The sequence below is a fragment of the Flavobacterium sp. KACC 22763 genome, assembly GCF_028736155.1.
In the GTDB taxonomy this organism is placed as follows: Bacteria; Bacteroidota; Bacteroidia; order Flavobacteriales; family Flavobacteriaceae; genus Flavobacterium.
On sequence record NZ_CP117879.1, the window covers coordinates 966978 to 979832 of the forward strand.

At 31.6% G+C, this 12855-nt stretch carries 10 protein-coding genes; 2 read left to right on the forward strand and 8 right to left on the reverse strand.

Annotated elements, in window-relative coordinates; all coding sequences use genetic code 11:
• The first annotated feature begins 178 nt into the window (after nt 1-178).
• Nucleotides 179-1942 (forward strand): peptidase associated/transthyretin-like domain-containing protein, encoded by a 1764-nt coding sequence (locus PQ463_RS04180; RefSeq protein ID WP_274256445.1) that lies wholly within the window; start codon nt 179-181, stop codon nt 1940-1942.
• A 327-nt stretch (nt 1943-2269) separates the two neighbouring features.
• On the opposite strand, the gene PQ463_RS04185 is transcribed toward PQ463_RS04180, so the two are convergent.
• The gene (locus PQ463_RS04185) at nt 2270-2605 is read right to left on the reverse strand and encodes a winged helix-turn-helix transcriptional regulator (protein WP_177209806.1); all 336 of its coding nucleotides are present in this window, start codon (nt 2603-2605) and stop codon (nt 2270-2272) included.
• Nucleotides 2606-2899: 294 nt separating this feature from the next.
• On the opposite strand from PQ463_RS04185, the gene PQ463_RS04190 reads away from it, so the two are divergent.
• The gene (locus PQ463_RS04190; RefSeq protein WP_274256446.1) at nt 2900-3643 is read left to right on the forward strand and encodes an SDR family oxidoreductase; all 744 of its coding nucleotides are present in this window, start codon (nt 2900-2902) and stop codon (nt 3641-3643) included.
• Between the two features lie 69 nt (nt 3644-3712).
• Here the strand turns inward: PQ463_RS04190 and PQ463_RS04195 are convergent, their stop codons facing one another.
• The 7 genes from PQ463_RS04195 to PQ463_RS04225 all read right to left on the reverse strand — a co-directional run bounded on the left by PQ463_RS04195 (nt 3713) and on the right by PQ463_RS04225 (nt 12854).
• Complete coding sequence (locus PQ463_RS04195) at nt 3713-4966, reverse strand: McrC family protein (RefSeq protein ID WP_274256447.1); 1254 nt, start codon at nt 4964-4966, stop codon at nt 3713-3715.
• 1 nt (nt 4967) lies between these two features.
• Nucleotides 4968-7613 (reverse strand): McrB family protein, encoded by a 2646-nt coding sequence (locus tag PQ463_RS04200; RefSeq protein ID WP_274256448.1) that lies wholly within the window; start codon nt 7611-7613, stop codon nt 4968-4970.
• Nucleotides 7614-7687: 74 nt separating this feature from the next.
• Nucleotides 7688-8236 (reverse strand): hypothetical protein, encoded by a 549-nt coding sequence (locus PQ463_RS04205; RefSeq protein ID WP_274256450.1) that lies wholly within the window; start codon nt 8234-8236, stop codon nt 7688-7690.
• A 219-nt stretch (nt 8237-8455) separates the two neighbouring features.
• Nucleotides 8456-8689, reverse strand: a complete 234-nt coding sequence (locus PQ463_RS04210) for a hypothetical protein (protein WP_095931884.1) — start codon at nt 8687-8689, stop codon at nt 8456-8458.
• Between the two features lie 310 nt (nt 8690-8999).
• Nucleotides 9000-9764: a hypothetical protein gene (locus PQ463_RS04215; protein WP_274256451.1), complete on the reverse strand. Its 765-nt coding sequence runs from the start codon at nt 9762-9764 to the stop codon at nt 9000-9002.
• A 20-nt stretch (nt 9765-9784) separates the two neighbouring features.
• A complete protein-coding gene (locus PQ463_RS04220) occupies nt 9785-10936 on the reverse strand; it encodes a DUF2931 family protein (RefSeq protein ID WP_274256452.1) in 1152 nt (383 codons plus the stop codon).
• The gene (locus tag PQ463_RS04225; RefSeq protein ID WP_274256453.1) at nt 10920-12854 is read right to left on the reverse strand and encodes a phospholipase effector Tle1 domain-containing protein; all 1935 of its coding nucleotides are present in this window, start codon (nt 12852-12854) and stop codon (nt 10920-10922) included. The genes PQ463_RS04220 and PQ463_RS04225 overlap by 17 nt, the downstream gene beginning before the upstream one ends.
• Nucleotide 12855 lies beyond the last annotated feature (1 nt).

The following is a 12855-nucleotide window of genomic DNA, read 5'->3' on the forward strand; positions in this document are numbered from 1 at the left end:
TGTGTGAAAATTACGCTTATTACCGTTGTTTTTCAACTAAATCGTTGTAATACTGGTGATGCCAATTATATAAAAAAAATATAAGAAAGGGTATTGAAAATATAGGAATTCAGGTAATTTTGAAAATGTAATCATTGGATCCAAGATTTAATACATCAAATTATTATATCCCTTTTATATGCCAAGTAACATAAAGCTTGTTTTGACAGTTATTTTATTGATGCTTATTTCGGGTATCTTTTTTAAGGTAAATGCTCAGTCCATATTAGAAAACGAAATATCTGTTCATGCAGACAAGAAACCATTAGGCAGTGTTTTGGGGTTAATGGAAGAAAAAGGAAGTTTTAGATTTGCTTATTATGGCAAACTGGCTGTAAAAGATAGCATCGTTAGCATCCATGCCGATAATAGTACCATAAAAGGAGCTTTAGATCAGTTGTTAGGTGCTAAATATGAATATAAAGAATCGCCAGGATACATTATTGTGCGTTATGCTCCGTTAGAATTGGCTCTTGTATTGGAAAAAAATACCGTTATGAGTGACGGACAGCAAATTGTAATTGGTTATATTATAGATACAAAAACGAACAATCGTATTGAGAATGTGAGTGTATTAGAGAAAAATGCACTGCTGTCTACATTGACCAATAAGGATGGTTTTTTTGAACTTCGATTAAAAAATGCGCCTCAAGCTATAGAACTGACAGCCGTTAAGGAGAATTATAAAACGGTGACGATGGTGTTTCTTTCTGAAATTAAAATTCAGATGGGAGACAAAAAGAATAAAACAGATTATATTGATGGTGATTTTTCTGCAATTGAAAGATCAGGAATTGGACGTTTCTTTATTTCTTCCAAACAAAGAATACAAGCGCTCAATCTGGGCGGATTTATTTCTAAAGTCCCCGTACAGGCTTCTTTAGTTCCGAGTATCAGCACGCGAGGAATGCTGAATACGCAGATTGTCAATAATTTTTCGCTAAATATATTAGGAGGTTATAATGCTGGAGTTCGCGGATTAGAAATGGCTGGACTTTACAATATTAACCGTATGAATGTCGATGCGCTTCAAATAGCCGGAATATTTAATACTGTTGGAGGATCTGTAAACGGAATTCAGTTAGCTGGAATCTATAATAATGTTTTTGGCAATTTAAGAGGCTTGCAGATAAGCGGTATTCATAATAGTGTGAAAGGCTCGCAAATAGGTTTGCAAATGGGCGGTATTTATAACAACGTTTATAAAGATTCTAAAGGACTTCAAATTGCAGGAATTGGTAATACAGTAAAAGGTTCTCAAAACGGATTACAGCTTTCGGGAATTTACAATATTGGAAAAGATACCGTGCGAGGCGCTCAAATTACTGGACTTTTTAATTATGCCAAAGAATTAAATGGAGTCCAATTTGGATTAGTCAACATTACAGATTCGCCATCTGGTTATAGTTTTGGTCTCTTAAACTTTAAAAAAGGCGGTTATAAAAAAATCAGCATTACGAGTAACGAAATCTCAGATATAAATCTTGCTGTAAAAACAGGAGATCATAAAATGTATACCATTTTAATGGCGGGAAGAAGCGATCGAAAAGAAGAAGAAAAGTTATTTTCTTTTGGAATCGGATTAGGAAAAAACATTCCGTTGGGGAAACGCTTCACTTTTAATCCCGAATTTAGCACGCAGTATCTCTATCTAGGAAACTGGGATATCTATAATTCCTTATCTAAATTTGATTCCTCTTTTTCTTTTCAATTGTGTAAAGGCGTAGCAATATCTGCAGGCCCTTCTTTGAATTTTTATTGGTCTGAGAAACAAGATAAATACGGTAATGCAAACACTTCTACATTTGTTCAGGATCGTACTAAGAATTATACTATAATTAAAAATAACAGCAAAGATATTTTGGGTTGGATAGGATGGAGTTTTGGATTGACTTTTTTTTAGAAATTTCTAATAATTTCCGAGCGATGTGATTATTCCCTTAATGCTTAAACTTTGACTTTCTTGTCGAATAATTTTAAACAGATAGCCCCGATAACTATCGGGATAGATTTTTTTTGATCCGTAAAAAGAATAAAAAATGAAACTAGTTTCTAACACATAGTAACTATGTGAATTAATGTAAGTGAAACGCCTTTATACACAATCTGCATCTATGTTTCTATGTGTTTAAAATAATTGTTTGCGTCTCTCTATTTTTCTCTCGCAGATTCAGCTGATAAAGCAGATTTTTTTGATTTGTATAATCTGCAAAATCTGCGGGAGAATATTTTAAGAGTTTCGAATAATCTCCTTTCGATGCGATTTTCCCCATTTGATCATTTCTTCGATTACAGGACCAAAAGATTTGCAATACGGCGTAGACTCGTATTTCACCTGAATTTCGGCATCGCGATCTTCAGTTCTTTTTATAAGCATATTCAATTCCATTTCTTTGAGTTCTCGCGAAAGCATTCTAGTCGTAATTCCCGGAATACTGCGTTCGATTTCCCTGAAACGATGATTTCCGTTGCAGATTGAATTGATGATCGGTAAACGCCATTTTCCGCCTAAAACATGCAGCGTGTCCTGAAGCGCCTGTACTTCTTCTTTCTGATTTCTTTCCATAGTATTCAATTTTTTTCAAAGTTTTTCCGCCACGAATGCACGAATTTTTTTTCAAAGTTTTCCCTACGAATTATATTGATTGAATATCAATAATTAGTGTAATTAATCACATTTTTCGACATAGATTATAAAAAATAAATTCGTGAATTACTTCGTCTGTCCCTTCGGTCGAGTCGTGGCTATAATTTTTTCCATTGAAGAATCAAATTAGTTTGGTATACTCCATGATACTGGTTACAAAGTTATACCAATTTGAATTTAAATTTGCCAAATAAATTTTAAATAATCAGAAAGATGGAAAATCTAAAAAATAAAACAGCCGTCATCACAGGCGGAAACAGCGGAATAGGTTACGCAACAGCCAAACAATTAAAAGAGCAAGGCGCAAACATAATTATTACAGGAAGAAGAAAAGAAGCTATAGAAAAAGCCGCTTTAGAACTAGGCGTTACCGCCATCACAGCAGACCAATCGAATATTTCGGATATCGAAAAACTGGCAGAAAAGGTAAAAGCCGATTTCGGTTCGGTTGATATTTTGTTTATCAATGCGGGAATCGCGGGTTTAGGAACCATCGAACAAACCACAGAAGAATTGTACGACAGCATTATGAATGTGAACTTAAAAGGCGCTTTTTTCACTTTAAGCAAATTTATCCCAATTCTGAACGACGGTGCTTCGGTGGTTTTTCTTTCTTCGAATACTGCGAGTATGCCGGGTCCAGGATCTTCGGTTTATTCAGCGAGTAAAACGGCTTTGAATTCGTTTATGAGATCGGCGGCTTTAGAATTAGCGCCCAGAAAGATTCGTGTTAATTCGGTTAGTCCAGGACCAACCCAAACCGAAGTCATGAACAAAGTAGGTCTGGACGAAACCACCGTGAAAGGCATTATGGATGTTGTAGTAGAAAAAGTGCCTTTAAAACAAATGGGAAGGGCAGAAGATGTGGGTCAAATGGTTTCCTATCTAAGTAGTGATGCCGCGGTGTTTATGACTGGAGCTGATGTTATTATGGATGGTGGGATGAGTTTGGGGTGATTTTGTTTTGGATTTTTTTTAATTGAAAAATAGAGCTTGTAGAAAACAAGCTCTTTTTTTTATAAAACTTTATTTTGTACTGGCAAATTGTTTAACAATTCTTCTAATTTCTTCTTGCCATTTTAATACTTCATCTTCTACATTAATCAAAACAACACTGCATATTTTACTATCATGTTTGCCATCTTTTTTTAGATATACTCCTGCTTTACTATTTTTATTATCTCCTGGATAAACCAAAGCTACTTTATTAGCATCGTAATATTCATGATAGACGTACATTTGTCTTAAGTCATCTGGAGAAGGATTAAAACCATTTAGATTTTTCCATTTTGTATCTAATACAATATTTCCATCATAAGTTTCAATATAGATATCTGGTTTCATCGCAGTTCTTCTGCCATTTTCAGGTTTCCAAAAAAACTTTGACGTTTGCGCTTTTATTTTAATGAAATCAGTTGTATTTTTCTTTAAGCTCGCATATATAAATTGTTCCCATAAAAGATTCATATCAAACATCAGAGCCAAGACATGGTTTTTTCCTTTAGTTACATCTGGATGATATTTGAGAAGTAATAACTTTGCAATTTCTATGGCTTTTTGATAATGCTTGTTTTTTCTATTGTATATTAATTTTTCAAAAGTAGAATCTGAAACTTTTATATCTGGCATTTCAGGAAAATTCAATAATAAAACACCAATTCGACTGTGTAAATCATTATTGCTATTGATTTGTTTTAGTAATCTTAAGGTTTTGTAAATAATGAAATGTAAAGTGTGTTCAACATCATATATAGAATGACGAACATAAAAGCGTTCTTTATGAATTAGATTCTGTTGAATGTGTTTGCTAAACTGTAAACTCCCTTTTAAAGTAGTAATATTTTCTTCTTTTTTTCTATATTTTTTGACCAATCCATTATGGAATAGATATTCTACTTCTTTAATAAATAGTTCAAAATACAAATCAAGAATAGTATTGGGCTTTATTTTAAGGTTGCTGTTACTTGTAGATTTTATATCAAAACTTCCCACAGTCCTTAGCATTCCAATTAATAAATTACGCCATTTTTTGTCTTCTTCTTTTGAGTGAGGAATTTTGTCTGCCTTTGGCAATACTTCTATTAATGTATTACCAACTTGAATAACACCAACGTGTTCATTAAATTGAACGCCATTGTAGACTAATTTATAAAAAGGTTTTCCATTACCATAATAACGTTCTAAAGCTTCAAATTGATCTTTGGTGATTTTCTTTTCACCTTTATCAAAACGAAGAGTTTCATGTTCAAATACGACAATATTTTCTTTTATTTCAGCCAAACTATTTATTCATTAGAATTTTAAGAGCTTTTTCAAAACTCATAATTTCTCCATGTTTATCTTTAAATATAACCTCCTTGTCTTTTCTGTAATCAATAATTTTATAAATATTTTTGTTGTCGAAATCGTCTGGAGTATCATAAAAATCAGCAAAAATATTTGTTGAGGCTTTCTCTTCTTGTAAGTGAACAAACCCCTTTCCTAATACTAAACCTAGTTTATTATAATCCCCAAAGAAATATTCTTGTAATAAAGGAATAATATTTTTATAAAAGGATTCTATTATTGAATTCTCATTTTTATTGAGTAAGTAAGAATGTCCTATTTTATGATCTTTGTCTAATAGTTTTTCAATCCTTGTATTGATCGTTTTCAATATATCAGAAGCTGAATATCCATAAATACTATTTTGCAAGTCTTTTAAATCGTAAAGAGGAGGCATTTCTTCAAAACAAAAACGTCTTCGTAAAGCGGTGTCCAGAGCTTCAATACTTCTGTCGGCAGTATTCATTGTCCCAATAATAAATAAATTAGGAGGTACTGAAAAATATCTTTCTGAATACGGTAGTTTTACAATTATTTCATCATGGCTTAGTCTTTTTTCTGCTTCGATAAGTGTAATTAATTCGCCAAATATTGATGAAACATTTCCTCTGTTAATTTCGTCAATGAATAATCCAAAAGGCGAAGCACCACTAAATTTTTCTCTTCTTTGTTCTTTAGTGTAATTTAAAATGCAGTCTGACAAACTTGAAAACCCTGCTAATTTAGCAGCTTCATCGCAACATTTGTAAAAAATACCATCTCTCACAAAATAGCTTAAATCAGAATTTTCTTGATCCTCTTCATTTAATCTTGGCTTTATTCCCTCTATAAAATCTTCATATGTAAAGGATTGATGAAAAGTTACAAACTCAAAGTTGTTTTTTGTTTCTCGTTTATTTTTAAAACTTTTAATTTCATTACCTAATTCACATATATTAGTAATAAGTTCTTTTTTTTCTGGAATTATCTTCCAAAGGGAATTAGAAAATTTATTAAAAATTAGTGGATCTGTACGTTTTGTATAGTCAACAGTTTTAGACTCCTTTATTGTATGCTGTGAAAGTTGTCCCCATAAAGTTTGGTCAATACTTTCAGTATTAGAAGCATTAAGTTTTATTTTTATAAATTGATGTTCTTTGATTTGTGGAACTGACATTAATTTGTTTTCCACATATAATGTAAGTGCAATAACTTGCCACCAAGTTAATTTGCTTATTTTTTCTATTAAAAACTCTTCTTTTGAAATAGCTTTACTGTTCTCAATAAATTGAGAACAAAAATCATGCTTTAATTTATGGGTTTTTCCAGTTCCTGGTGGGCCGTAAAGAATTTGATTTAAATTTTCAGACATAATTTTAGTTATATTTGTGCTTGTAATAATATTGTTTTTTAGCTCAAATTGAGTGTCAAAATAGGGTACAAATAATTTGGTATTTGCTTCTTTTACTTCTCTAGTAGGTATAATAATACATGTAGAATTATCATTGGGTGTCCACCATTTTTTTTCATCATTATAAGGCTCTTCTTTAATTGCTTCCGAAATAATTTCATAGGAGCGTTGTAGCCAGCCATCATCACCAAAATCTTCATATTCACAATAGGTAGCATCGCTCGTTATTCTGCCTATTACTTCTAAATTGCTGTTACCTCTGCACATATAGAAGTAATCTCCTATTTTCATTTCTTTTTCAAATGTTTCTCCCTGCGTTTGGGAAGAAACTCCTTTTGCTTTGGTTTGACTATGAACTATGATTAAATAGTTGTCGTTAAAGTAAGTAAAGGCTTTATCATCAATATCCTTTGGACTCATTGAAACTTTAAAAATAGATTCATTATCATTTAAATCAACTACATTCAATTTAGATTTCCCTTCTTTTTTCTGATAAACACGTTTGTTGAATAAGGTATCATGATATGTGAAGAAAGAGGTGAACTTGAATATTCCATTATCATTAATTTCTTTTTTTATTTTCTCTATCCTTGAGACATTGTTCGATTTAAGACTTTTACGCTTATAGTTTTTATTTTTCTGAAGTACTTCATCAATTAACAGTCCTTCTATGCTGATGTTAATGTCTAATTCTTTTGGAAAGTCAATTAAGCCTTCTTTGGAATTACTTTTGACATTTTGAAAACCTGAATTATCATCTAATATAACAATACGATCATGTTCTTTAAAAGTTTGAGATAGTGCATTATATTTTTCTTGTGATGATAAGATGTAAAAGTTAATGAAATTTTGTTTATTTACATCGGCTATAAGCTGGTTTAGATCTAACTTTAGAGGGTGAATGAAAGGCTGAAAGTTAGCCTTAACCCTTGATATAAGTTCAGGGTATGCGCTATTTAGTCTAAGAAATTGGTCATTTTGGCAATTTATTTCCTCAATATTTATACACAACAAACTCTTTCCAAAGTTAACTTCACTTACTTTTCCTATAAGTAATTTATCATTTGAAATAAAAATTGCGTTATCATTTTCTTTTAGTTGTCCATATATATTATCCCAGCGATTGCTAGCAGGATCTTCCCACAGGATGGTTCCATTTTTAGAATTATATTGGCTTAAAATACTGATTCTTGTAAGTAAAGTTTTTGTCATTATAAAGATAATTGAAATCGATGTTTACTCTTAAAAAGATAATTGTTTATACAATAATAATCAATTATTAAAGACTATTTAATTTTCTTTAAAACAGTCAAAAGCTTTGGGATTTTATCAACCTGAGTTTCAGTCCAAAATGTATAATTTAAAATTTTATCATTATCATAGCTATTTAGTTTTATCGTAATTCTTCTGGTTCTTTCATTAACAAAATAATACATTGTCATTTCCTTAGCTTTGAAAATAAATTCAGAAGATTTATCCTTAAGTTTTAAATCAAGGTTTGGAATAACATTATCTTCTACAAAATTTATAAATTCTTCAATTTCATCGATGCCAATCCAGGCTGTTTTATAAATGTCTGGGTTTTTAATATACATATCTATTTGCAAAGCATTTACTTTTGTTCCTGCTTTTAAGTCAATAACTTCAATTGGATAAAAGTTTACCACTTCACCAATTCCAGATTTGAACTCAGCTGTAGTATTCCAATCTTTATTAATTCTAGTGAATTGAGCTTTGTCAATAAATTGTCTTGTTGTTGATTCTATATTTTCTTTTTGAGAATAAGAAAAAATAGAAAATAGAATTAAGCTAATTGAGAGTAAATTTTTCATCATGCAATTATTTTTATTGTTGTTTGTACAAAGATTTTTCTTTTGTATTTAATACTATTATGGAAATCCGTAATCTGCCTACATTTATTGGCAAGTCTACCAATAATTAAAATCCAAAACAATAAGTACTTATACGGTATTTTCCCAAAAGCAAATAAAAAAAAACAAAACCCTCAATCTCAAAGATCAAGGGTTTTAATTTTTTTCAAAAAGAATAAACCTTTACTCCAAATCCAGATAAGGATCTAAAATTTCGGCTAGTTCATTGAGCCAATAGAAGCTGTCTCCAAGTTTGGCAGCGTTTAACTGAATGTTTTCTTGATCGTTGAGAACGCCCAATGCGAGGGTTAGATTTACCTGTCTTATGGCTCTCGCCATATCGAGTGGGTCAATTCTGTCGTTGAAGAAATTCATTAGACCAATTTCGGCTTCTTTTGAAAGGGTTTTGGTACTCATAACTCTGTAATTTAGGAATATAAAACCCATGTAGCTTAGGTGTCCTACGCTTACAGAAGCGTTACGGTTGTTTCCAATGCCGCCACCATACCACATGGGCAAGAAGTTTTTTAAGTATCATAATTCTGTAATTTAGGAAGCGCAAATATATTAAAAAAGAAGTTGGTTTAATAGTATTAAAAGTAGTAAAATTCTTGAAATATGTTTTTTTAGAATACTACTTCTTCGGAAAATGATTGCTCAAGGTAGTAGTGCTATTTTTTTGTAGTGAAGTTGGTCATTAGTTCGAGCGAAACGCTCGGAAGATTCTTTAATATTCTTGCAAATTATTAATCCATTTTTGTTGGTCATTATTTAATGTATCGAACTGCATTATTACTTCTAGATTTATTGTTTTTTCAATGTTGTGAGGTGTTTCCATATCTAATGTTTGTACTATCGGTTCACTTTCACTATAATAAGATGCTTTTATTTTATTTATTATTAGTATATAGTTTTTTAGTTGAAAAATGGTACTTATTTTCCTGTTGTCTTCTTTTACACTAAAATGAAATTTTAGTTTAAGTTCTGATAATAATTTTTCATAACCAGTTTCCTTTTCTTTTGAATTATAGCAAATAACAGCTAATAGTAGGTTATTAGTATCTGACATCATTTGAAAATGATTAAATCTTAAATTTTTATAGAAATATGATGTATCATCTTCTGTATATCTGTTGAGAGAAAATACTTTTCCAATTATTTTTTCCGCATCATCTGTATAATTAATTTGATTGTTTAACTCGTTAGCATATATGTTTTTCATAGAAACATATCGTGTTTCATAATATTTGGAAAATGCTTCTTTCGCATTTATCGTTTTATAAATATTGTTCTCATTGGGCAATAAATATTTGGTAGAATCTTTATCCACAAAATTTGCAAGAAAAAATTCTTTTACATTTACTTTTTTGTTCAAATTTTCAAAATTGGTATAACCCTTTTGTGAGTATGCAAAGTTAAGGACAATGTGACAGAGTAAAATTGAAAATACTTTTGCCTTTAGTGATTTCTTGTTTTTATTTAATGTGATCATATTTAATTTTTTAGTTTCTTTTACTTTTCCTGCCAATAATCGAACTCTGGAAATTGAATAGGTTCTCTGCCTTGCCATTTAGGGAATACAAAATCTTTTGGAAGCGAGTATTGCGATATTTCAAAATCATTTTTTTCTAAATTGAATTTAGATGCTCTAAATTTCATTATTTCAATTTTTTCTTTTGAATTTTCAAACCATATCCTTCCAAATGTGTATGGTTTATTTTTTGAAACTTTATCCATTCCTACAGCAAGAAATACATCTTTTCCATATTGTTCTTGAAATTTTAATAGTTGTTTATCTAAATTAATAGGTAAAACAATTTGTGATTCATACCATTCGTTGCCATCTCTTGAATGCCATCGCATCCAAAATTGCACAGGAAGCTTTTTACCTTTTTCAACTTTTAGCTTTACATTCTCATTCCATTTTATATATGGAATCGGATCTTCATTTGAATATATTACACTACCATCTTTGGTATAGCCAGAAATGGCTATACTATAATCTTTTTTATCTTCTTCTTCACTTGAAAACGCAATGTCATAATCATATTCTTTTTCTTCTTTCTCCCAAATAGAATAAGGAATGCCGTGAATTTTCCAATAAGCAAGATAATTGCCCCATGATTTTATCTCTTTTTTTTTGTAGTCATCATCTATATTTTGATCTTCTTCTCCTTTCAAAATTTTAAATTTTGCTATTTCAGTACTGGCATCCCCTCCCTGCATCCATAGAGTTATATTACCACCAGGAGCCATTCCGGCAACAATTACGCCATAGTCGTTTTGAACTCCATAAGAATCTATTACTTTTTTTTTAAACAATTCGAGAATTTTTTCTCTAGGCAATTTAAAACCTCCTCTATATACTAAGTTGTCGATTGAACAGACCCATTTTACCGCCATACTATCAGGAACGGGTTTGTATTTGTCGCCTCCAACATAACCGCCGCTAGTAATGCCCCATCCTTGATCTGCTCCTGTGCCAGAAGAAGCACCAGCAATGCTTTTCCCTTGATAAAAATATTCTACAAAAGGTGCGCCTGATGGGTAATTTTTTGGACCAGAAAGTCCAGCATTCCAGTCGAATGTATCTTTGGGCTGACAGCTGACAAATAAACCAATGATTAAAAAATTGCATAAAAAAAAACTAACTTTTGGGTGCATAAACTTCTCTTTTATAAATTACTTTATCCGCTTTTATAATTGGCTCAACAGGCTCATTGATAAAAACATAGTCTGATAAAAAATGATGATCTCCTGTTTGCACTGTTAAAAAATCATTTTCTAAACCGCCATAATGTGCTGATAAATGAACGTAATTGTGGTGTATGTGTTTGTAGATCTCGTAATCTATCTCGTAGGTTGAATTTTTGTCTTTGTTTTCTTCTTTTGAAGTAGCACGCATAATTTCTAAATACTTTCGCAATATATCAAATGATTCCGTTTCGGGAATTTCGTATTCAAATTTATATGGAGGCTTTGGAGAGGCTTCATCGTAACTTTTAAAGAATGGCACATCATTTTCTATTGCCTTTTCTAGCATAAGTTGCATGGGCACGAGCGAATACTTGTTTGAAATATATCTAGAATCTTTAAGCACATAGTGATCTGAGTTTTTGGTTTGGTATACTTGATACATTGGGTTATTTGAGATGGTTTTTCCCTCATCTGGAAAATCATTGGGTGCTTTTATCTCTCTGCTAAATACGCTTGTTCCCATAGAATTTGGCGAAATGCTGGTTTCGGTAACGTGATCGTAGGTATTTACAAATTGCAGCTCTTCATTACTGCAAATAAATCTGTCTGTATAAAATTGCTTAAATTTCTGCATCTGGGAGAGGGTTTCTTTATTGCCAAGCGGTACATCAAAATAACTTAGTACAGGCTCATAATGGGTTAACTCTGCATACCCTCCGCCAATATCGGAGTGGGAGCCTATCATACCTAGCGTATAACCTTGTTCTGATGGGGTAAAAGCAAAGTTTTTCCGCCATTCTGTAGAGGCTTTTATATGGAAAACTTTACCTATTTTAAGACTTCCTATATTGGTTTTTATTTCTGGTAATACTTCCTGAGCCAAGGGAGCAAGATATAAGTAGGGTATAAGGGACCCGCCAAGCCCTAATTTGTAGCCCATATTTTCTTTTACAATCATATCGGATATTACGGTATCGAAAATTCCTAAAAAACGTATTTCGATTTTGTAGGTTTCTCCCACAGGCAGATGCCCTTTTGCACTAAGCTCAAATCCTAATTTTCCTCCGGCATGTTTATCGATTATTTTTTTTCCAGAGGGTAAAGGGTATTTATCATAAGGATCATTGATCATTTCATTTCTGTACGTGGCTTTTTTCATCACTTCGTTGCAAAAATGCCTTGCAGCAGCAGCTCCTCTGCTAAAGCCAAATACATCAATTACAATTTTATTGATTTTTTTGTCTTTGGTTACTGCACTAAACTGATCTTGCACTACTTTTTCAATGCCCTCGTGTACACGGCTTATTACACCCCAAGTATCTCTGGCCAAACCTGAACCCAAAATATCATCTGGCTTTCCTTGTTTTGTGCCGATACCTTCTACATATTGTTTAAGAATTATATGTTTTCCATATTCAGGATATTTTTTTTTATCTTCATAATCTTTCGTTTTAATCTCTTTATACAAATCAAAAAGTTTGGCAATATTCGAATAAGGATTCCAGTAGCTGTCACGATCTGTAATTTTTACTTTTATTTTTTTACTTTTTTTGTCCTTATCTTCTATTGTAATTTCTGTTTCTTTGTTTGCAGGAATATCTTTTGGGTCTATTCTGTCGGTATTACTTTTAATTTTAGAATAATAGACACTTTCAGAGTTGAAGCGATTGTTTCCTGTGCCGTCAAAAAACATTCCCACATATACATTTACTGAGTTTTCGGGCTGTTTTGGTACATACTTTTCTGGTTCACCATAGGTATGATTTTCTGCAAAATAATCGATAAATCCGTTTGAGTTGTGTTCAATTCCTTCTTTGGCATAAACTCTAGAAACTCCACCTGTTTTCTCAACAATGTTTCCTTTTACTCTAATATATTCTGACATA

Bases quoted from the DNA above. Each gene is read 5' to 3' on its own strand.
- PQ463_RS04220 (WP_274256452.1), bottom strand. From the start codon at position 10,936: ATGCACCCAAAAGTTAGTTTTTTTTTATGCAATTTTTTAATCATTGGT.
- PQ463_RS04185 (WP_177209806.1), bottom strand. From the start codon at position 2,605: ATGGAAAGAAATCAGAAAGAAGAAGTACAGGCGCTTCAGGACACGCTG.
- PQ463_RS04190 (WP_274256446.1), top strand. From the start codon at position 2,900: ATGGAAAATCTAAAAAATAAAACAGCCGTCATCACAGGCGGAAACAGC.
- PQ463_RS04205 (WP_274256450.1), bottom strand. From the start codon at position 8,236: ATGATGAAAAATTTACTCTCAATTAGCTTAATTCTATTTTCTATTTTT.
- PQ463_RS04215 (WP_274256451.1), bottom strand. From the start codon at position 9,764: ATGATCACATTAAATAAAAACAAGAAATCACTAAAGGCAAAAGTATTT.
- PQ463_RS04225 (WP_274256453.1), bottom strand. From the start codon at position 12,854: ATGTCAGAATATATTAGAGTAAAAGGAAACATTGTTGAGAAAACAGGT.
- PQ463_RS04180 (WP_274256445.1), top strand. From the start codon at position 179: ATGCCAAGTAACATAAAGCTTGTTTTGACAGTTATTTTATTGATGCTT.
- PQ463_RS04200 (WP_274256448.1), bottom strand. From the start codon at position 7,613: ATGACAAAAACTTTACTTACAAGAATCAGTATTTTAAGCCAATATAAT.
- PQ463_RS04210 (WP_095931884.1), bottom strand. From the start codon at position 8,689: ATGAGTACCAAAACCCTTTCAAAAGAAGCCGAAATTGGTCTAATGAAT.